General features: G+C 52.9%; 13 protein-coding genes. 6 read left to right on the top strand and 7 right to left on the bottom strand.

Annotated features, from left to right (window positions below):
• Nucleotides 1-32: 32 nt before the first annotated feature.
• The 4 genes from rsmA to BLP45_RS06950 form a co-directional block, all read right to left on the bottom strand.
• Nucleotides 33-803, bottom strand: coding sequence for a 16S rRNA (adenine(1518)-N(6)/adenine(1519)-N(6))-dimethyltransferase RsmA (gene rsmA, locus BLP45_RS06935; protein WP_090371118.1), 771 nt, complete (start codon nucleotides 801-803; stop codon nucleotides 33-35).
• A gap of 20 nt (nucleotides 804-823) precedes the next feature.
• The gene (gene pdxA, locus BLP45_RS06940; protein ID WP_090371120.1) at nucleotides 824-1,852 is read right to left on the bottom strand and encodes a 4-hydroxythreonine-4-phosphate dehydrogenase PdxA; all 1,029 of its coding nucleotides are present in this window, start codon (nucleotides 1,850-1,852) and stop codon (nucleotides 824-826) included.
• 127 nt (nucleotides 1,853-1,979) lie between these two features.
• The gene (locus tag BLP45_RS06945; RefSeq protein ID WP_090371122.1) at nucleotides 1,980-3,299 is read right to left on the bottom strand and encodes a peptidylprolyl isomerase; all 1,320 of its coding nucleotides are present in this window, start codon (nucleotides 3,297-3,299) and stop codon (nucleotides 1,980-1,982) included.
• Between the two features lie 149 nt (nucleotides 3,300-3,448).
• Nucleotides 3,449-6,316 carry an LPS-assembly protein LptD gene (locus tag BLP45_RS06950; RefSeq protein WP_090371124.1) on the bottom strand — a complete coding sequence of 956 codons (2,868 nt, stop codon included), beginning with the start codon at nucleotides 6,314-6,316 and terminating at the stop codon, nucleotides 3,449-3,451.
• Nucleotides 6,317-6,683: 367 nt separating this feature from the next.
• On the opposite strand from BLP45_RS06950, the gene mpl reads away from it, so the two are divergent.
• Nucleotides 6,684-8,036 (top strand): UDP-N-acetylmuramate:L-alanyl-gamma-D-glutamyl-meso-diaminopimelate ligase, encoded by a 1,353-nt coding sequence (gene mpl / locus BLP45_RS06955; RefSeq protein WP_090371126.1) that lies wholly within the window; start codon nucleotides 6,684-6,686, stop codon nucleotides 8,034-8,036.
• A gap of 102 nt (nucleotides 8,037-8,138) precedes the next feature.
• Here mpl and BLP45_RS06960 read toward each other — a convergent pair whose 3' ends face one another.
• Entirely contained in the window at nucleotides 8,139-8,663 is a 525-nt protein-coding gene (locus BLP45_RS06960) for a DUF3617 domain-containing protein (RefSeq protein WP_090371128.1), read from the bottom strand.
• A 316-nt stretch (nucleotides 8,664-8,979) separates the two neighbouring features.
• Here BLP45_RS06960 and BLP45_RS06965 point away from each other — a divergent pair, with 316 nt between their 5' ends.
• A complete protein-coding gene (locus tag BLP45_RS06965; protein WP_090371130.1) occupies nucleotides 8,980-9,639 on the top strand; it encodes an ankyrin repeat domain-containing protein in 660 nt (219 codons plus the stop codon).
• Between the two features lie 73 nt (nucleotides 9,640-9,712).
• Here BLP45_RS06965 and BLP45_RS06970 read toward each other — a convergent pair whose 3' ends face one another.
• Nucleotides 9,713-10,987 (bottom strand): cytochrome P450, encoded by a 1,275-nt coding sequence (locus tag BLP45_RS06970; protein ID WP_090371132.1) that lies wholly within the window; start codon nucleotides 10,985-10,987, stop codon nucleotides 9,713-9,715.
• 72 nt (nucleotides 10,988-11,059) lie between these two features.
• A complete protein-coding gene (locus BLP45_RS06975; RefSeq protein ID WP_305367073.1) occupies nucleotides 11,060-13,210 on the bottom strand; it encodes a di-heme-cytochrome C peroxidase in 2,151 nt (716 codons plus the stop codon).
• Between the two features lie 523 nt (nucleotides 13,211-13,733).
• Between BLP45_RS06975 and BLP45_RS06980 the strand changes: the two genes are divergently transcribed.
• The 4 genes from BLP45_RS06980 to mgtE all read left to right on the top strand — a co-directional run bounded on the left by BLP45_RS06980 (nucleotide 13,734) and on the right by mgtE (nucleotide 19,363).
• On the top strand, nucleotides 13,734-15,590 hold the full coding sequence (locus BLP45_RS06980) for a ribonuclease catalytic domain-containing protein (protein ID WP_090371134.1): 1,857 nt from the start codon (nucleotides 13,734-13,736) through the stop codon (nucleotides 15,588-15,590).
• A gap of 309 nt (nucleotides 15,591-15,899) precedes the next feature.
• Nucleotides 15,900-16,730, top strand: coding sequence for an energy transducer TonB (locus BLP45_RS06985; RefSeq protein ID WP_256327735.1), 831 nt, complete (start codon nucleotides 15,900-15,902; stop codon nucleotides 16,728-16,730).
• Nucleotides 16,731-16,912: 182 nt separating this feature from the next.
• Nucleotides 16,913-17,740 (top strand): shikimate dehydrogenase, encoded by an 828-nt coding sequence (aroE, locus tag BLP45_RS06990; protein WP_090371137.1) that lies wholly within the window; start codon nucleotides 16,913-16,915, stop codon nucleotides 17,738-17,740.
• A 180-nt stretch (nucleotides 17,741-17,920) separates the two neighbouring features.
• Nucleotides 17,921-19,363 carry a magnesium transporter gene (gene mgtE, locus BLP45_RS06995; RefSeq protein ID WP_090371139.1) on the top strand — a complete coding sequence of 481 codons (1,443 nt, stop codon included), beginning with the start codon at nucleotides 17,921-17,923 and terminating at the stop codon, nucleotides 19,361-19,363.
• Nucleotides 19,364-19,501: the final 138 nt, after the last annotated feature.

Here is a 19,501-nt window from a genome sequence, read left to right on the forward strand (position 1 = left end):
AAACGCGTTCTGGCGCCATAGCCTAGAGCGAGCTATCGCTTGCTCAAGTGATCCGCAATCATCACAAACTGTTCCACCGACAAATTCTCCGCCCGCAGGCCTGGATCAATTCCCAGCGCGAGGTAGTCTTCCTGCTTTAGATGAGCCTGCAGCGTGTTGCGCAGCGTTTTACGCCGCTGTGAAAACGCGGCTGAGACGACTTCGGCCAATAATTTTTCCCTGCTTGCTTCAATCAGCGGTTGCCTGCGCGGAACCATGCAAATAACAGCGGACTCTACTTTTGGCGCGGGGCGAAAACACTCCGGCGAGACGATGAAAAGCTGTTCCATTTCGAAGCGATACTGCAGCATAACCGAGAGCCGTCCGTAATCCGGGGTGGATGGCACGGCCACCATGCGGGCTACCACTTCCTTCTGCAACATGAAGTGCATATCGCTGATACTGGCCGCGAATCGGCTCAAGCGAAACAGGATAGGTGTCGAAATATTGTAGGGAAGGTTGCCGACTACTCGAAGGTTCCCTCCAAGTACGGAAAAGTCGAATTCCAAAGCGTCGGCCGAGTGTACCGTAAGATTTTTTTCGGAAAATTCGCGGCGGAGGCGTTCGACGATGTCACGATCGATTTCCACCACGTGCAGATGGTCCAGCGTTTGCAGCAAGGGCCGTGTCAGCGCCCCCAGGCCTGGTCCGATTTCCACCAGGAGGTCGTCTTTCGCCGGACGAACGGCGCGAATAATGTCTGTTACGATCCGGGGATCAATTAGAAAGTTCTGACCAAAGCGCTTGCGGGGGATGTGATGCATGGATTGGAGAACCACTGCCGTTATGGACAAGCATGTTCCAATTTAGAAAATTTACCCCTGATTCCGGCCAGCGTTATCGCCATTTCGATTGCCGCCAGCAAACTGCCGGGATCAGCTCTGTCGGTTGATGCAAGATCCAGGGCAGTACCATGATCCACCGACGTACGAATAATGGGCAACCCCAATGTGACGTTGACTCCTGCCCCGAAGCTGGCATGTTTCAACACCGGCAATCCCTGGTCGTGATACATGGCGAATATGCAATCGTAATTCTTGAGATGCGAAGGATTGAACAGGGTATCGGCCGGCAGCGGCCCAATTAAATTTATGCCTTCGCCACGCAACTTTTCCAGCGAAGGAATGATGATATCTATTTCTTCCCGGCCAAGATGGCCCGATTCCCCCGCGTGGGGGTTTAATCCGGCCACGGCGATGCGCGGCTTGGGAATTGCAAAGCGCGTGATCAAGTCGTGCTGAATAATACGCAGTTTCTGCTCCAGCGTTTCGCATGTGACAGCCGCCGCCACGTCCTTCAGTGGTAAATGGGTGGTAGCAAGCGTCACCCGCATGCTACCACCGACGAGCATCATTACTGCATGGCTGTTTGTAAGCCATGAAAGATATTCGGTATGGCCGGTAAAGGCAATGCCAGCATCATTGATGGCGCCTTTATGCACCGGCGCGGTGACCATTGCGTCGAATTCGCCATTGCTGCAACCCTCAACGGCGCGTTCCAGGGTATTGAGGACATAGCGGGCATTGGCCGGGTTCAGCTTTCCCGGAACAGCGGATTCGGCCAGCGGCACGTGCAGTACGTGCAAGCTGGCGGTTTTATGTTCAATCTCAACCATCGGGGAGTAGTCTGTTATTTGCAGCGGGAGCTGCAATAGCCGCGCCCGCTCCTGCAACAGTTCACGGTCGGCGATGACAATCAGCCTGCATCGTAAATCTTTTTGGGCGATTTGCACGCACAAGTCGGGGCCGATACCAGCAGGTTCGCCAGCGGTGAGGGCCAGAGTTGGGGTGGCGGTGAGTTTAGGTGAGATCATGGCGCCCACGGGGAGGGAAACAGTCTCAATATTGAAACCGAAACTGACCGATAATTATTGTTCTATTGCCCTAAAAAGGAAGAAAAAATATAGGCAGCCGGACGTATTCCTTTGAGTCCGATAGTTGCTAGCCTTCCTCGAGCCTGTATTCGACATAAGCTCGGTCACGCAACCGCTGCAGCCATTCCTGAAAAGCCGCATCGCCTTTTTTCGCCCGGATTGCCTGGCGGGCCGACTGGCGCCGCCGTTCCTTGCTCATATCCTGGCTACGGCGCTCGAGCGCCTGAATCAAGTGCCAGCCGAATGGAGATTGCACCGGCGCGCTGATTTCGCCATCCCGCAGCGCGTTCATGGCTTGCTCGAATTCGGGAACGGTATCGCCGGGTGAGACCCAGCCCAAATCACCGCCCGACGAGGCGCTGGCGTCTTCAGAATGAAGTCTCGCCAGTTCCTCAAACTGGCCGCCGTTGTCCAGGCGCTCTTTCAGGTCGGTGATACGGCGCCGGGCATCGGCCTCGGATGTCAGCTCGTTGACTTTTACAAGAATATGGCGAGCATGAGTCTGATCCACCATCGTTATGGCATCTTTTTGATTGCGCCGGTCAAGCAGTTTGAGAATATGGAACCCGTTTGGGCTTTGAATGATGTCGGTCAGTTCGCCGGGCTTCATCGGTCCCAGGATTTCGGCAAATTTTTTCGTCAATTGAGAAGCGGGGCGCCAGTCAAGCACGCCGCCTTGCATCGCGTCGGCGGAATCGGAGAACTCGGCAGCAACGCTGGCAAACTCGACGCCACTCTTCAATTGATCCAGGGCAGTTTCCACCCTTTTTCGCCTTGCCTGGATTTTCAGAGCATCCGGTTGTTCCGGCAGCTGTACCAGAATATGGGCAATGCGGTATTCATCGTTACCATCGGATGAGGTTTCTTGCGCCTGCAGAAAACTGTCCACTTCCCCTTCCGTCACGTTTATCCGATTGTTGACTTCACGTTCCTTTAGTCGTACTAAAATAATTTCATCACGGATTTCGTCACGGAACTTATTGAAACTGATTCCGTCCTGCTCGAGTGCGTTGTAAAATTCCTGCAGCGACATCTTGTTTTCCTGAGCGATGCGACGAAGAGTCTGGTCGAGCTCGGTATCGCTTACTGTCAGGCCGGTTTCTTTTGCAAGTTGCAGCTGCACGCGATTGAGGATAACGCGCTCCAGCAACTGCTTCTCCAGCACCGCCGGTTCAGGCGGTTGTATTCCCTGTTTCTGCAACTGTTTGAGTGCGTTTTTGAGCATTTCATCAAGTTCGTGGCGGGTAATGACGTTCTCATTAACGACCGCGACGATGTGATCTATGGCGATAATACTACCGGAATGGGCGGGCTGTTGGGCAATGGCAGTTCCGGCTACCAACATCGCCACCAGGAAAGGGGGACGTAACAAAAATTTCGTGCCCATGTGAAATAAGCGCGTCAACCTAAATCGGCAATCATAATACAAACTGAAAAGTGTGCGGTCAACTGATGGATTGAGATTCAAAGGTTGCAGAGTAAGAAAGTCATGGCGATCTGCGTGGGGGCGACAGTTTTATAAGTGCGGCCTATCGTCTAAGGCCCTTCCACTGTGCCACTGCCCTGGCTCCCGGTCCTGGTGTAGCCAGGAATGCTGCGCTGCAATACCTGTAGCGGATTTGATCCGATTTGCATCAGGCCATTCAACTCAAGTTGCAAAAAAGCCGCCGTGGTTGTTCTCTGAGTGGCGAGGGTTAGATGCTGTACGACGAATCGCAACGACCAGCAGCACGCATTATACTCAATCCCTGCCAGTCCTTCCAGAACTCTCTGATCCTGTAACGAGTAATTCAGCCGTGCCACGGTTTGCCATCTTTCCGACCATCGCCATTGTGATGAGGCGTCAACCTGGTGCAATACCTCGCGGGTAAAACGGTAGCCAAAATTCACCACCTTGCCAGCCTCGGGGCGGTAGCTCAGGCCTGAACGCACCACGTCCGCCAGGAGCCGGGACTGATCAAACTGCACACTGGAATCGGTGGTGATCTTCGGGGTGATAAACCCGGTAACTGCGGCGACCAGATCGGGTCTCCTGTCGATTGTCTCAGGTGCATCCAGGGTAATGCGGCGATTTATGAAACTCATTTGCTGACCAATGGCGAGGCGCAAACGTTCTTTGCCGGTATCTGCTTCGATCAGACGGGATGTGAGCGCAAAGGTAACCTGATTGGCGTCATTGATACGATCGCTGCCGCTGAAGCGATTCTCGCTCAGCATCTGGGCGAAGCTGAAATCCGTCTTGGCGGAATCGAAATTGGGGAGAAAACTTTGGTCGCGGAACGGCACATAAAGATATAGAAGCCGCGGTTCAAGGGTTTGAGTAAATTTCTCCCCGCGAAATTCTGTCTTCCGATCAAACACGATGCCGCTGTCCACGCTGAATATTGGCAATGTACGCGTCGGATCCGTATCCTGCGATGGGGTGCCAAAGGATTCCAGGTTATATCTGGTATGGTGAATGCCGATCTTGGGCGTGATATAACCATACGCGGTGCGCATGGGGTAGCTGACGCTGGGAAAGAATGTGACGCGATGGCCGCTTGTCAGCGTAGGATGGGAAAAATTGGCATAGCTACTGATCAGATTGAAATCCGCCCCCAGAACGTCAGATTTATTCGCTGCCAAAGTCACCTGTGGCAGACGCTTGTACGGCTCGGCGACTGCCGCGCGCGGATCCTGTATGGTCTGAAATTGCTGGACAAGTGTCGTTACATTCAAGGCACCGTTGTCTCCCAGATTACGGTTATACGCCACCAGACCCTGCTGCAACAGGTTGACTCGGGACGTCAAATTCATCGTGTTACCGAGATCACGGAAATAGGCGTCGTCGGAGACCCTGTTGTAGTCAAGGCGGGTGGAGAAACCCGCCCCGAGCGCGTGACTATGCCCAAACGCGACGCGATATCGGGTCTCTTTGGTTTGAAGGTCGTTCGGCAATATTTCCGCCAGCAAATTGCCATTCGAATTGGTTCCCAGGTAGCGGAATTCGGTATTCAACGCAACCCCGCGCCGGGACATCGCCCGCGTGGAGAATGTTGCATCGTAGTTGGGCGCGATGTTCCAGTAAAACGGCACGGTTAACTCGATACCAGTCCTGACATTGTAACCATAGAGGGGCGCAAGCAACCCTGACTTGCGTTGGCCGCTAAATGAGAAATCCATCCACGGCGTGTACAATATCGGTACGTCCTTGAACGTGAGCTTGACTTTCCGCGCAGTCCCTGTTTTTTTGGCGTTGTCGATTTCCAGGTTGTCCACCTGCAGGAACCAGTCGTCATCTCCTGCCGGACACGTCGTATAAGTTGCCTGCCGAAGCCGATATTGGTTCTCTCCTTCAAATAGCAGCATAGTGGCGTTGCCGCGGCTGCTGGCATCACGCAAACGATAGTTGGGATCATTCAACTGCCCGGTTTTGTTTGCCAGATTGAACCTGAGCCGGGAACCTTCCAATATGTCTCCACGTTGTTCCACACGCACGCCGCCTTCGGCCTCCACTGTGTCCGTACTTTGATGGTATTTCATCCGATCAGCCGAGACAAACCGGTCGCCGCTGAACAACTCAGCCTTGCCGATCGCCTCAACCTCCTGCTCAACGTGGCCTTCCAGTCGGTCAGCGGCAATGAATATCGGTCTGCTTTTTTTCTTTTCCGTCCCGGTAGCAGGTATTCCCAGCTTGATTTCATCCTTCCGCGCCAGCGATGGGATATCATCAGGTGCAACCTCGCCGCCCAGTCTCAGCCTGACATCGCCTTCCTGCACAAGGTGCCCCCGAAGGTGCTCGGTATCAGTAAACAGGGGGCTGTTCTTTTTGTCCCCCACCCCGGTAATTGGCATTGCCAATCTGCTTCCATTTTTCAATGCCGGTGACGCGGGAGGGGCAACAGCGGGGGCAGTCCGTCCACCCTGGGTGCGGAGCTTGGTTTCTCCCTCCTGTTCATGGTGTCCGGGTATCTGCTCCGCTCCTGCCAGCACGGGCTGGTTTTCTTTATTTTCCGTTTCGGCAGCAGGCGCCGCCAGCGTGCGCTCATCTTTTACAGGTGGCGATAGTGTATAGTTCTGCGTCGGCCTGGGCTGCATGTCTGGCGATGCGCTGCCGGCTTGTTCGATGTTTCCCGTCCCAGGCTCATCGGTTTTTTTACGATCTTTCATTCGATCGGCTGAGCGAACAGGACCGCTGCGCAACTCGGTCTCGCCTCTGGCATCGATCTCATATTCATGGTGGCCCTGTATGCGTTCCGTGCCAATCAGCACGGGTTTATTATTGTTTATTTCCGGTTGTGCGGAGGGGGCTGTCTGTTCGTGCTTGTTTTTCGGTGACGACGATGGCGTGTCGGCAAGTGCAGTGGATGCAAGGCAGAATAAAAAAGCGGAGCAGCGGATGGAGCGGGAAAAACGCGATTTCATTTAACCTAAATCCGGCGGTAGCAAACCCACGATAGAGGTGAAGGTCAAGTGGCGCAAGACGTCTTCGTAGATCATAACCTAAACTGGAAAATGAGCGGTCAACTGCCGGATTTAGGTTTAAGGATGTTCATCCCGAAAAAGCATCTCGACACGGATGAATTGCCGCTTTCAGATTTATCAGTCGCGCACCCAGGCATCGAGGCACGCCGGCATGTAGCCTATTGGGGCCGGATTATGAAGATTGGGAGCGCTCTGCATTAGGCTCCTTGCCCGATTAGGCTCGATGACGAATCAAGGAGAGCAAAAAATTGTGTAAGTGTAACAAAAAACAGAGGACAGCTATATGAATGGATTCAGGAGTTAGGTCTTGCACATACATATTCTTGGAATTTGCGGCACTTTCATGGGTGGTATTGCGGCGATAGCGCGCGAAGCCGGACACGAGGTCAGCGGTTGCGATGCGGGCGTTTATCCGCCGATGAGCACCCAACTGGAATCTCGGGGAATAGGATTGATCGAAGGATTTTCCCCGGAACAAATCAACCTGAATCCCGACCTGTTCGTGATTGGCAATGTCGTGACGCGCGGCAACCCGCTCGTTGAGGAGATCCTCAATCGGAATCTTCCCTATGTATCCGGTCCGCAGTGGTTGTTGGAGAATGTGTTGCGCGACAAATGGGTTCTGGCTGTGGCCGGTACCCACGGCAAGACCACGACGAGTTCAATGCTGGCCTGGATACTCGACTATGCGGGAATGGAGCCTGGGTTTCTGATCGGCGGCATACCGCGGAATTTCGGTTTTTCTGCCAGACTTGGCAGTTCTTCTTTCTTCGTTATCGAAGCGGACGAATATGATACCGCTTTTTTTGACAAGCGCTCAAAGTTCGTCCATTTCCATCCCAGGACCGCGATTCTCAACAACCTGGAATTCGATCACGCCGATATCTTTGCAAATCTTGCGGCAATTGAGCAGCAATTTCATCATTTTGTACGCATTATTCCCGGCAACGGTCTTGTCGTCACCAACGGGCGAGAGGAGAGTCTGGAACGTGTTCTGACCCAAGGGTGCTGGACGCCGGTCGAGCGGGTAGGGGTAGCTAACGGTTGGCAGGTTAACGCTTCAGGCGACGGTGAAATCGCGATTTATTTCATGGGCAAATCTCAGGGAACATTGCGATGGGAATTATTGGGAGAACACAACCAGATGAATGCACTGTCCGCCCTGGCTGCCGCCCGTCATGCCGGTGTGCCTGTCAAGACAGCTATCGCCGCCCTGATGCAGTTCAAAAATGTAAAGCGCCGCATGGAAGTGCGTGGGGTAATCAAAGGGATTACGGTATACGATGATTTTGCCCATCATCCGACCGCAATCCGAACAACTCTTGACGGCTTGCGCAACAGGGTGAATGGGGCACGTATTATCGCTGTGCTGGAACCTCGTTCCAACACGATGAAAATGGGCATATGGAAAGACAGCTTGGGAGATAGTCTCGCGTTGGCCGACCTGGTTTTCTGCTATAACGCCAACCTGGGCTGGAACGCGGCACAAGCATTAAGCTCCGTAGGTGCCAAGGCAGTAAGCCATGACAACCTGGAGCAGTTAATTGCGGCTATCGCAGCCGCCAGTCATCCCGGCGACCATATACTCATCATGAGCAATGGTGATTTCGGCGGTATTCATGAAAAGCTGCTGAATGCGATAGCAGCCTGTCGAAATTAAAGGAGAGCGGCTCCCAAAAGTGTCCAGCCCCGGTCCAATGTTTCGCTCTTTCCGTCCATGGAGGCCAATAGAACAACCGTTGATTGGCCTGGTCGAGGGGAATCAGCGTGGCGGCTCTGCTGTTTCGCAGCTTGCGCTTATCCATCGGCCGCTCGTATCGGCATGCTCGTTGATCGGGCTGTCTTGCAAAGTGCCACTAAATGTGGTCCATCCGGAGAAGCTCTCGGGGCTAGTAAACGTTCCTTCCGCTCTTCCATTGCCCTTGAATTGAGAATCTGCTGTACAAACGAGATCCATTTTGTAACTATTTTCTGTCCGGATCGCATTTTTAACACTACAGCCAGTTTGACTGTGATGAAAATAGGATGGAATTTTTTGATCCGCCATTTGCTGCGTGATGCAAACCTTGGATGTCGCCGTCCCATTTTGGATCTTTGGCATGTCCAATCCGTATTGCTTGGCCAGGTTTGTCAACTTTTGCATTTGATCCGGTGGAATCTGGGGCACCAGGGCCAATAACATCGAGGTCGTCGTGACTTCCCATAATCCAGGGCGCATGTGGTTTTCAGCCGCGCTTGCTGCTGACATTATTGATAACAATGATAGCGACAAAAGAATTTTTCGCATCGAATCTCCTGAAGGCGACAATACATAACCTTTTAAAGTATATTTGACTTGGCAAGTCTAGCAGGCTGCCGGATTAAAGGAAAACTGGCTGCAAAAACATCTGCTGGTCCTATTTCGACGCATTCCTGCTCAATAGAACAACCGTTGGCAGCAACAAGGGTACAGATTCAGGATACCAGATTCACGAGCGACGCCGTGAGGGATGCAACGCGGAATCGTCCGCGTTTGAGGATCGACATAAGCCGGCTCAGCGATTGTTTTTATCGTGGGTGCGGAGCCGGGAATACGAGAGATATGTCATAAAGAGGGGAACTGAATGATGGCGTTGCAGAAACATATGCATGGCTTGGCCATGCTGATAACGCTATTCTGCGCTTCCGCAAGCACGTGGGCTAACATGGGAGATAGTGATCTTATCGCCGCAGCGGGGAATGGCAATGTGCCGCGGGTCAAGGCACTGCTCGCGGCCAAAGCTGACGTGAATGCGAAGGCGGATAATGGTGCTACCGCGTTGATGGCCGCGTCGCAGAATGGCTACGAAGAGGTGGTGCAAACGTTGCTTGAAGCCAAAGCAGATATCAACGCGAAGACAAACGACGGCACTACCGCGTTGATGCAGGCGTCACAGAAAGGTCATGAACAGGTCGTGCAAGAGTTGCTTGCGGCCAAAGCCGATGTGAATGCCAGGAGGGACGATGGCAGGACGGTATTGATGCAGGCGTCGCAGGAGGGGCAGCGGCAGGTCGTGCAAATGCTGCTCTCTGCCGGAGCCGATGTGAATGACCGGCTGAGCAACGGCGCTACCGCGTTAATGCTGGCGTCACAGATTGGCCACGCCGGAGTGGTGCAGACGCTGCTTGCGGCTAAGGCCGAGGTGAATGCCAAGGCAGGGAACGGCGCTACCGCACTAATGCTGGCATCGAAGTATCGACACCGGGACGTGGTAAAACTCCTTAAGGATGCCGGAGCCAGGTAACAGGTAACAAGAATTTGCTCGGCAATCTTGCTCAATATATCGGATGCGCCGTATTAAAAGCCCATGCTGCTCGTTATTGTAACGTCCAGGAAAGGTCATATTGTTCCGGGAAGGGGCCGGACTTGTAATCGATAGGCGCATTCGCCTTGATATCCTGTCTGGTTAAGACTTGCCGCACCATCTCGGGGATCATGACCATGCCTACGTAGCGCCCCAGGCATTCATGACTCCCAAAGCCGAAATGGAAATAATTATACCAGTTGCGTTGCGGGATAAATTCATCCGGTGATTCAAATGCCCTCTCATCGAACATTGCCGACAGGGTAACCGGCAAAACATGGGTGCCCGCACGAAGTACGGTTGCATGTCCAGTACCCTTGGCGGCGGTGTAATCGCTTGCGGTGGTGCGAAACAGGTATGGCGTAATCGGCACAAAGCGCAGGGCCTCCCAAACGATGCCGTCAAATTCGGCGGGAGTATCCTGCAGCGCGGCAGTCTTTGCCTTGCCCAGCCATTCCGGACGGTCCATCAGATATTGGATGATCTGGGCAACCGCCTGAGCCGTGGTCTCGATTGCGCCAATCAAAAGACCGCCTGCATTCAGTCCCAGACGCTTGATGTCGAAATCCAGTTGTTTCGGGTAATCCGTGCGCAGCATTCTCGTTACGATATCGTCATCCAGTCGCACCAGGGTCGAAAAGGTTATTTCCTCCGCTTTTACCTGCAGTGTACGGCGAGCAATCAGTTCAACGATGAACATACCAAGTTTTTTGGAAGTTTCGTTGTGGCGATCAATAATGTGTTGGGATTTTTCCGGGGGCAACAGGTCGAAAGGCTGGTTGTGGAAAGTATCCCATTGGTTCCAGTAGGACCACTCGATCAAGTCCCGCCGCTTCGCTCCGGTTAGTCCGAAATATTCTCGCACCAGTGTGGCCGGCACCATGCGGCAATAACTGTTTACCAGCTCAATGTTGCCATGGGCGGTGTCCAATATCTCCTTGGAGACGTTCGCCACCATGTCGCGCACGGCCGGCAAATCGTCACGGTTCAACATGCATTGCATCAGTGATTTTTCGCGCGTATGCAGTGCATCATCATCATGCATCATCAGGTAATCGGCCATTTTTGGGACGTAGGGCTTGACCGTAAATACTTTCGGCATACTCAGCACTTCCCTGACGTCATCGAAGCGTGTGACCAGGGTGAATCTGGGGGTGATCAGAATGGGACGTTTTTCACGCAGTTCCTTAAAGAACGGCAGCGGTTCCGTGTCGATCCAGCGGCGCGCCAAGAGAGACTTATCCTCATCGGCAGCGGCATCGTATTGCTCCAGGTAACTTGCACTCATCGGTACCTCCCTTGTTATTTTGGGTGCGTATAGAATCAAAGATCGCGGCGGCGACGCACCATCATGAGTTAATCATAGCGTCTTCAAGTATTCGAGCAGATCCAGGCGCTCTTCCCTGGACATGGGGGACAGGCATTTATCTCTAATGGACTTATCCAGAAGTTCGTCTTTAATCGTCTCGTCCATGCATTGCTCTTTAATCTTCTGATCCACGGGCCCATTGGACTCATCCGCGGTGCGTTTAACCCCGTAGTCGTGTCCGGCATTACTGTTGCCGCTAATATCGGTCTTGAAAATGAAGCCCCCATATCCGCTGCTCTTCAGGCCTACCTTAACCGGGTCGAATTCGCGTGAACCCACTTCAAACTCGTCAGGCCGATATTCGCCGTCTTGCGGATCTCCCGGGCGCTTTTTGGGCAGTAACAAATCATAGAGCGTTGGTACCGAGCCATTATGCAGATAAGGCGCGGTTGCCCAGATACCGTTTAGCGGCCGCGCCTTATAAGCCTTTAACGATGCAACCGGGTTGGCCGTGGTGTCGGGATCGTAGTCACCGTGCTTGATCGAAGGCTTGATCTCGTTATGGCGAAATCCTGCCGCCAGGTTATAAATCCAGTCGAACCAGCGGCGAAAAAACCATTTGTCCTGATCTGGAGTGGCAACGACGCCTATCGTCGCCTTAGTCAGCAAGGCTGAAACTGGCGCCCGCCGGTCCAGCAGAATATCGCCCACACTAACGCCAACATACTGATTCCGTAGAATGCCCGAGAAACCCTGGTAATCCACGCTATTCTCTGCCATTTGGGGATCCGTGCCGACAGTGCTGGCCCTTGACATCTGCGCCACCACGCGTCGATCCGGATCATCGCGCTGGATTCTTGCATGGCAACTCACGCAATGTTTATTGAACAAGGACCTTCCATTCGCAAGGCGGGCCGCGTCAATGGGGGGAAGGATATCTTCGGGCCACAATGGAGATTGCAGGCTCAGCAGACGCGATTCGATAAGACGCAGGTTATTGACGTTAACCGAGGAATAGTAACTGATGTGAGGCCCGTAGAGACCCTGGCCATTGATGAAGGAAGATAGCGAGAACCCTTTCTTTTCTGTCCAATCAAGTGTGGCGAATACTCCTATTGCTTCTCCAGCGTTGCGTGCGATTGCCTTGAGCCCCGCATTTTCCGTGAGACCGTTCCATTGAACATAGTCATGCTGAGGAGTGTCCCATAAGAATGGATAACTGACCGGCGCATCAGGAGGATTAAACAGTTTCTTCCGCAGGCGTCCGAGGGCTTCCCAGCCGTTGTTTTCGTTTAACGTCTTCACCAGTTTCTCGACGACTTTGTCTCGTTCAGCCCCACTGAGGACATTACCTGTTTCACTTGTTATCGACTCTATCTGTTCCTCCGTCATTGCGCGGTCGCCCATTACCCTGGGGTCACGCAGCAGTTCTTTAAGCTCTCTCACGTTTATGACATGTTCCAGTACCCGGTTGTAGATGCGTCCGAACGCATCCAGCCGGGCATAGCCGTAATGGAGGCTGCTGTAGTTGATCGTAATGTAGCTGGCGAGACGCTCGCGAAATTTCCTGAGGTCTGCGAGTACCTCTGTTTCAGCGGTGTAATTGCCGCGGGCCAGTACATTTTTCACAAACCGGTTCCTGACTTCCTCATTTTCAAGGGTTGCGATCAAGGCGCGAACCAAATCCGCCATGAAAGTTTCCATATCGGCGCTTGCCGGCCCTCCATCGATCCGTATCCCTTTGCCCTTGTAATTCACTTGTCCCGTATGACAGGCAGAGCAAGTCAAACCGACATACTCTTTACCCTGATAGGTATCTTTGACGAATCCGACCGGCAGCCCATCCGGATTACCGGAAGTGGTCTTCTGCGGCAGATACCGGTAACGGTTCATATTCTCGTTGGATCGAAACGGCTCCGGTTTGCCGACCTGCTCCAGCGCGAGAAAGAAATCGTAGGGCATCATGTCCGATCCCTGGGTGATGGTGTAAAACCATAAACTGTCGGCAGGTGACCATCCTTGGTCAAGATACTTTACGGCCGTGAAGTTATCCCCAAAAACATCCTGCCTGACCGTGGTTGCGCCACGATCCGGGTCGGCATCCCCCAGCGCCGCACAGCCAGGCAAGAGAGCGATCACAAGAATTAACAGGGGAACAAAATATTTGCGTCGCATCTCTAATGCAATAGAAGATCGGTTCACGGCGGTTCCTTTCTGGCGAAAATGCGGTTCTTGGGTTATTATAGTCGAATCCCGCCAAATATCTTATCAGGCAATTAGCTGAGATCTGAAGCGCTGTGAAGCGGCATGTTTCCGGGAGCCTGATCAACAGAAGCGATAAGGCCAATGTTGCCACCGTTTTTCTAGAAGACGGAAAAGAATCTGCTGTTCGTATTAGTCAAATTAGAAAGTATTCATACCTGTCGTCATACCATATTTTAACTGGCTTAATTGCTCCGGGAATGAAAAACCGGGGTGCGGGACTTCGCATCCCGTGCTCAGAGGGTCGACCCAAGAAAGATGAGCCAGCACGGTCTCGTCGCGGATACGTTTTCGGCTACATATATTCAGTTTCAGTAATCCCACGGTCGTTAATTGAGGATGCGCTCCGAATGCGTCCTCCAGGGGACATTCCCACAAGAGGCTCTATTTGAGGAGGTTTCCTGCTGAAATCCTGTTCGACATTCAAACAACCCCTATAGGCTCCGCCTGAAAAAACCATTTCATGAATGTCTTTTATGAAGAAGAAGGTACTTTTAAGGTTGGCGCCATCCTTGCCGACAATACCACTTCGCTTCAGGTGGAGGCGCCTCATGGCAAGCGCGCTAAAATAAAAGCGGCTTCGGTGTTGTTGCGATTTGACGCACCGTCCCTGTCCGAATTCATGGACCTTGCGCAAAGAACCGCCGATGATCTGGACCCGAATTTTCTTTGGGAGTGCTGCGAGAGCGAGGCCGAATTCGCCAGCGATGCGCTGGCCGCAGAGTATTTTGGTCATGCAGCCAGTCCGGAGGAAGCTGCGGGCGTGCTGATCCGCTTGCATAGCGCACCCATGTATTTTTATAAAAAAGGCAGGGGTCGGTATAAGGCTGCCCCGCCAAAAGCGCTTGAGGCGGCACTTGCCAGTCAGGAAAAAAAGCGCCGTCAGGCGGAACAGCAAACCCGTTATGCGGAGTTACTGGGCACATTCACTCTACCGGAAGAATTCAGACCGTCGCTATGCAATCTTCTCTATCGACCGGACAAAAATACGGTTGAATGGAAAGCGCTGGAGGCCGTTTGCACCGCAAACAGGCTGAGTGTTGCCAGACTGCTGGAAAAATGCGGTGCGATACCGTCTACCCACGATTATCACGTCAATCGGTTTTTGCTGGAGCATTTTCCCGAAGGCACGGACTTCGGCACGCTTGATGCAGCCGCCGAATTGAACGATCCGGAAGATCTGCCCATCGCCGATGTGGCCGCCTTCAGCATAGATGATGCCGCTACTACCGAAATTGACGACGCCTTCTCGGTCACGCCGCTGACTCTCGGCAGCTTCCGCATCGGTATTCACATTGCCGTTCCAATCTTGGGTATCCCGTCAGGTTCGTTGCTGGATACCGTGGCGGCACGGCGGCTTTCTACCGTATACCTGCCGGGCAATAAAATTACCATGCTGCCCGAAGCTGTAATACAGCACTATACATTGGGCGAAGAACGGCTGTGTCCGGCGCTTTCGATGTATCTCGACGTGGCGGACGATTTCACCGTTGTCAATACAACCAGCCGTATTGAACGCGTGAAGGTTGCCGCGAATCTCAGGCACGACACATTGGAAGAGCGATTCAATGAATCTACCGTGGCGGGAGGAAATCTCGATCATCCTTTTGGCAAAGAGTTGCTGGCGCTGTGGAATTTTGCATGCAAGAGGGAAGCGTTCCGCGGCAAGACCAACGACAGCAATAACGAGAAAATCGATTACGGCTTTAACGTTCAGGATGACCGCATTACCATAAGCGAGCGCCGACGGGGTTCACCAATTGACAAAGTAGTGTCGGAACTGATGATTTACGTGAATACCGAATGGGGCAGGCAATTGGCCGATAGCGGTGTTTCCGGCATCTATCGCAGCCAGGGAGGCGGCAAAGTCAGAATAAGCACGTCTCCCGCACCACATCAGGGTCTGGGTGTTTCACAGTATGCCTGGATCAGTTCGCCGATGCGTCGCTACGTGGATTTCATTAATCAGCGGCAGCTGGTCGCGCTGCTGCGCGGTGAGACGCCGCCGTATCCCAAGGAAAGCGATAGCCTGAGGACGTCCATGCGGGATTTCGAGGCGGCCTATGAGATTTATGGAGACTTTCAGCGCACGATGGAGCGCTACTGGTGCCTGCGCTGGCTCTTGCAGGAAAAGGTCAATATAACGAGTGCGGAAGTTGTTAAGGAGAATCTGGTAAAACTGAACCATCTTCCCTTGATGGCGCGGGTGGCCTCGTTACCAGATGTGCCGCCAGAAACGAATGTTGAATTGGAGATTTCTCAGATTGACTTGCTGGAGCTCACTTTCAACGCAAAATTTCTGCGTAAACTGGAAACATAGAACTGTCGTTATCCATGTGACGAGGAGGTCATAGTTGCTTTACAATAGACGAGACTTATGCATAATCCGCCAAAGGACCTGTAGCAAGCTCGCCAAAGGTGAAGGCAGATGGCAAGAAAAGTTTTGAGAGTCATCGTGCTCGGTTGAAAAAATGAGATGAAAAACGAATGGTCAACTGCCGTGCTCAGGATTTAACGTTCTACGGTCTAATTTCGAATTTTTGGCACATTGAGCGCCACCTCAAACATACCGGATTTTAATTTAGCTACACTCCCCGGCGGATTGTTACATTCATCGTCACGCTTGAATGTGGCAATATTGGTATCGGTGATTTTGCACGCGGTTGTGTTATTCGGTGTTGCCGTCAAAATTCCGCTTCCAAGGATCGACCATACCGCTGTCCCGTTGGAAGTGGTGCTGGTCAACAGTAAATCCCCATCAAAACCGGGCAATGCGGATGCGTTGGCGCAGGCTAACCTCAATGGTGGCGGCAACACTGATCGCGACCGCCGCGTCAAAACACCCTTGCCCGCGCCGTCGCCTGTTGATACAGCCACTGCGACGCAAAAAGCGGAAGAACTTGAACAGGAGGCTGAAAAGTTGATGAATGCGGTCAATAGCGATCAAGACATCCTTCAAGCCGAGGCCCATCCCGAGCAGTTCGAGCAAAATCAGAATCACAATATTATCGATGCCGCCGATCTGGTGCGGCGCAGTTTCGAAATTGCTCGCGTGGAAGCGCAAACCGCCCATGATTACGATGCTTATCAGAAGCGTCCAAAACGAAGATTTATCGGGGCTCGCACTCAGGAATATCGCTTTGCTCGCTATGTCGAAGACTGGCGTATCAAGGTGGAGCGGATCGGCAACATGAATTACCCCGAGTCAGCGAGGCGGGAAAAGCTCTACGGTAATTTGCAACTTACCGTTGGCATCAGGTCTGACGGCAGCCTGGAATCGCTTGAAATAAACCGTTCGTCAGGGAAAGCAATTCTGGATGAAGCAGCGATACGCATCGTTAAACTGGCGGGGCAAAATGGATTCTCTCCCTTCCCACCCGATATCAGTCGAGACACTGATGTCCTGCACATTACCCGCACCTGGGCGTTCACGCGGTCTGACGAGCTCACAAGCCAGTAATCCCGAATCCGGCAATGGAGCGCTGTTTTTAAGCTTAACGCCATTTCGCGTCGTTGCCCTGACTTCAAAAAACCGCCCCTCCCATCCAGACCATCCAGGTCAGCCTGACGGCTTCAAGGGTAATTGGCGCAGATCGAACCTGTGCTGTTGCTCAGTATCTGTATATCAACTAATAGTCCGCCATGCCTGATTTGTACGCCGTTGTTGGTAATCCCATCGCCCACAGCAAATCACCCCTGATTCATGCCGAATTTTCCCGGCAAACGGGTCAGGAGATGCGTTACGAAGCCATACTTGCTCCGATGGATGCTTTCGCTGAAACTGTGGCAATTTTTAGGGAGCGAGGCGGCAAGGGAATAAATGTCACTGTCCCGTTCAAGCTTGAAGCCTGCAATATTTCAAGCCGTCTCAGCGCGCGAGCCCATGCCGCGCAAGCGGTTAACACGCTTGTATTCGATGGCGGCGGGATCCTCGGCGATAATACTGATGGCGCCGGATTGATGCGCGACATCATGATCAATCAAGAGTTTTCCATTACTGCGAAGCGGGTATTGCTAATGGGTGCGGGCGGGGCAGCTCGCGGCGCGATGCTGCCGCTACTGAAACAGGGACCGTCCATATTGACCATCGCCAATCGCACCGGACAAAAAGCGCACGAATTACAGCAGCAATTTTCGCACTACGGAAACGTTGTATCCGGCGACTATGCTGATCTTCGCGGGGAAAAATTCGATCTCGTCATTAACGCTACCTCCGCCAGTCTGAATGGCGAACTGCCGTTACTGCCCTCTGGCATTTTCACTGGAGAATCTCTGGCCTATGACATGATGTATGGTGGACATACTCCTTTTTTGCAATTCGCAAAAAAGGACGGTGCAACGCGTCTGGCAGACGGTACCGGTATGCTGGTAGAGCAGGCGGCTGAGTCGTTCTTTTTGTGGCGCGGCGTAAGGCCACAAACGGCTCCGGTAATCGAGATGCTTAAGAAATTCAAGCCGCGGAAGGTGTGACAAATAGCCGGTAGGGAACAGGGGGTCAAGTGGCGAGAAAAGAATCTTGTGTCATGCGCCAAGCTGAGAAATGAACCGTCAATTACCGGATTCAGATTCATCATTTTGTCATAATATTCGCCCTGCCTCCTGATTTTCCCTACAATCGGCAATTCTGCCGCGCCACCAGGGCGATCAGCCATGACTAAAGCCAATAACGCCAGGGAAACCGAAAGCCTGCAAGAGAACTTGCAGCGACTGATCCATTTATTGCACCAATACAAACTGGTGGAAGGCCTTGTGCATACCCAGCAAGTGCCGCGCCAGGAGCCGGTCGATCCCTTGGTGCATAAACAGAATCTGGCGGAGCTGCAAAACCTTCTCGATAAGCTGCATCCCGCCGACATTGCGCATATTCTGGAGGCCATGCCGCTTGAAGATCGTCTTATGATCTGGGAGCTGGTCAAGGCGGAGCGCGACGGCGAAATCCTGCTGGAAGTCTCGGATGCGGTGCGCGAAACCCTCATCGCCACCATGAACAGCGATGAGATGCTGGCCGCGGCCGAGCAACTGGACGCCGACGAAATCGCCGACCTCGCGCCCGATTTGCCGCGTTACGTTATCGAAGATGTCTTCCAGTCCCTGCCGATGGAGGAACGTGAGCAGCTACGCGCTGCGATGTCTTACCCGGAAGATTCAGTCGGGGCCCTGATGGATTTCGATGTCGTTACCATCCGTGAGGACGTGAAGCTGGAAGTCGTGCTGCGTTACCTGCGCCGTCTGGAGGAACTGCCTGATCATACCGACCAATTGTTCGTGGTCGACCGGAACGAGCATCTCAAGGGCGTGCTGCCGGTGAATCGCCTGCTGGTCAGCGATCCTGATGCCAAGGTGAGATCGGTAATGCGTACAGAAATGGTAAAGCTTCACCCCAGTGATAACGCACACCAGGCGGCGCAGGCGTTCGAGCGCTACGACCTCGTTTCCGCTTCTGTGGTGAATGCGGAAGACAAGCTGGTGGGACGCGTCACCGTCAACGCGGTGATGGATTTTATCCGTGAGGAGTCAGAAAACGAAGCGTTAAATCTGGGCGGTCTGCGGGAAGAAGAAGACATGTTCGCGCCGATATGGAAAAGCTTGAAGAATCGATGGACATGGCTGGCCGTTAATCTGATAACCGCATTTATTGCGTCACGCGTGATTGGGATATTTGAAGATTCAATCGAGAAACTGGTGGCGTTGGCGGCACTGATGCCTATTATCGCGGGGATCGGCGGCAATTCCGGCAATCAGACGATCACGATGATTGTGCGCGCGCTCGCTTTAGGACAACTCAACCCAGGCAATGTGCGCAAACTGTTCGCCAAGGAAATTGGCGTGAGCGCCGTAAATGGCTTGGTGTGGGGTAGTGTGGTCGGGCTATTCGCTTTCTTCATTTATCGCAGTATTCCTCTTGGCCTGGTGATGACGTTGGCGATGATATTGAATCTGCTCCTGGCTGCGTTATTAGGAGTGTTGATTCCGTTGACTCTGCATAAGCTTGGCCGTGACCCCGCGGCAGGCTCCAGCGTAATGATTACCGCCGTCACCGACAGCGGAGGGTTTTTTATTTTCCTGGGGCTTGCTACGATATTCCTAGTGTAGTGAGTTAGAGATATCGTTACATAACCGGTTCAAATGAGTAGACCGGGAAGGAATGTTAAAAATGACTGGATTGTTGTCAGGCAAGGCGCGAGGAGGCCATAATTATTCATATGCAACGATGAACAACGCAGTATGGCG

This window comes from Nitrosospira sp. Nl5, from assembly GCF_900102495.1.
Taxonomy (GTDB): domain Bacteria; phylum Pseudomonadota; class Gammaproteobacteria; order Burkholderiales; family Nitrosomonadaceae; genus Nitrosospira.

Excerpts from the sequence above, each read along its gene's own strand:
- rsmA (WP_090371118.1), bottom strand. The coding sequence starts at position 803 with ATGCATCACATCCCCCGCAAGCGCTTTGGTCAGAACTTTCTAATTGAT.
- pdxA (WP_090371120.1), bottom strand. The coding sequence starts at position 1,852 with ATGATCTCACCTAAACTCACCGCCACCCCAACTCTGGCCCTCACCGCT.
- BLP45_RS06945 (WP_090371122.1), bottom strand. The coding sequence starts at position 3,299 with ATGGGCACGAAATTTTTGTTACGTCCCCCTTTCCTGGTGGCGATGTTG.
- BLP45_RS06950 (WP_090371124.1), bottom strand. The coding sequence starts at position 6,316 with ATGAAATCGCGTTTTTCCCGCTCCATCCGCTGCTCCGCTTTTTTATTC.
- BLP45_RS06960 (WP_090371128.1), bottom strand. The coding sequence starts at position 8,663 with ATGCGAAAAATTCTTTTGTCGCTATCATTGTTATCAATAATGTCAGCA.
- BLP45_RS06965 (WP_090371130.1), top strand. The coding sequence starts at position 8,980 with ATGATGGCGTTGCAGAAACATATGCATGGCTTGGCCATGCTGATAACG.
- BLP45_RS06970 (WP_090371132.1), bottom strand. The coding sequence starts at position 10,987 with ATGAGTGCAAGTTACCTGGAGCAATACGATGCCGCTGCCGATGAGGAT.
- BLP45_RS06980 (WP_090371134.1), top strand. The coding sequence starts at position 13,734 with ATGAATGTCTTTTATGAAGAAGAAGGTACTTTTAAGGTTGGCGCCATC.
- aroE (WP_090371137.1), top strand. The coding sequence starts at position 16,913 with ATGCCTGATTTGTACGCCGTTGTTGGTAATCCCATCGCCCACAGCAAA.
- mgtE (WP_090371139.1), top strand. The coding sequence starts at position 17,921 with ATGACTAAAGCCAATAACGCCAGGGAAACCGAAAGCCTGCAAGAGAAC.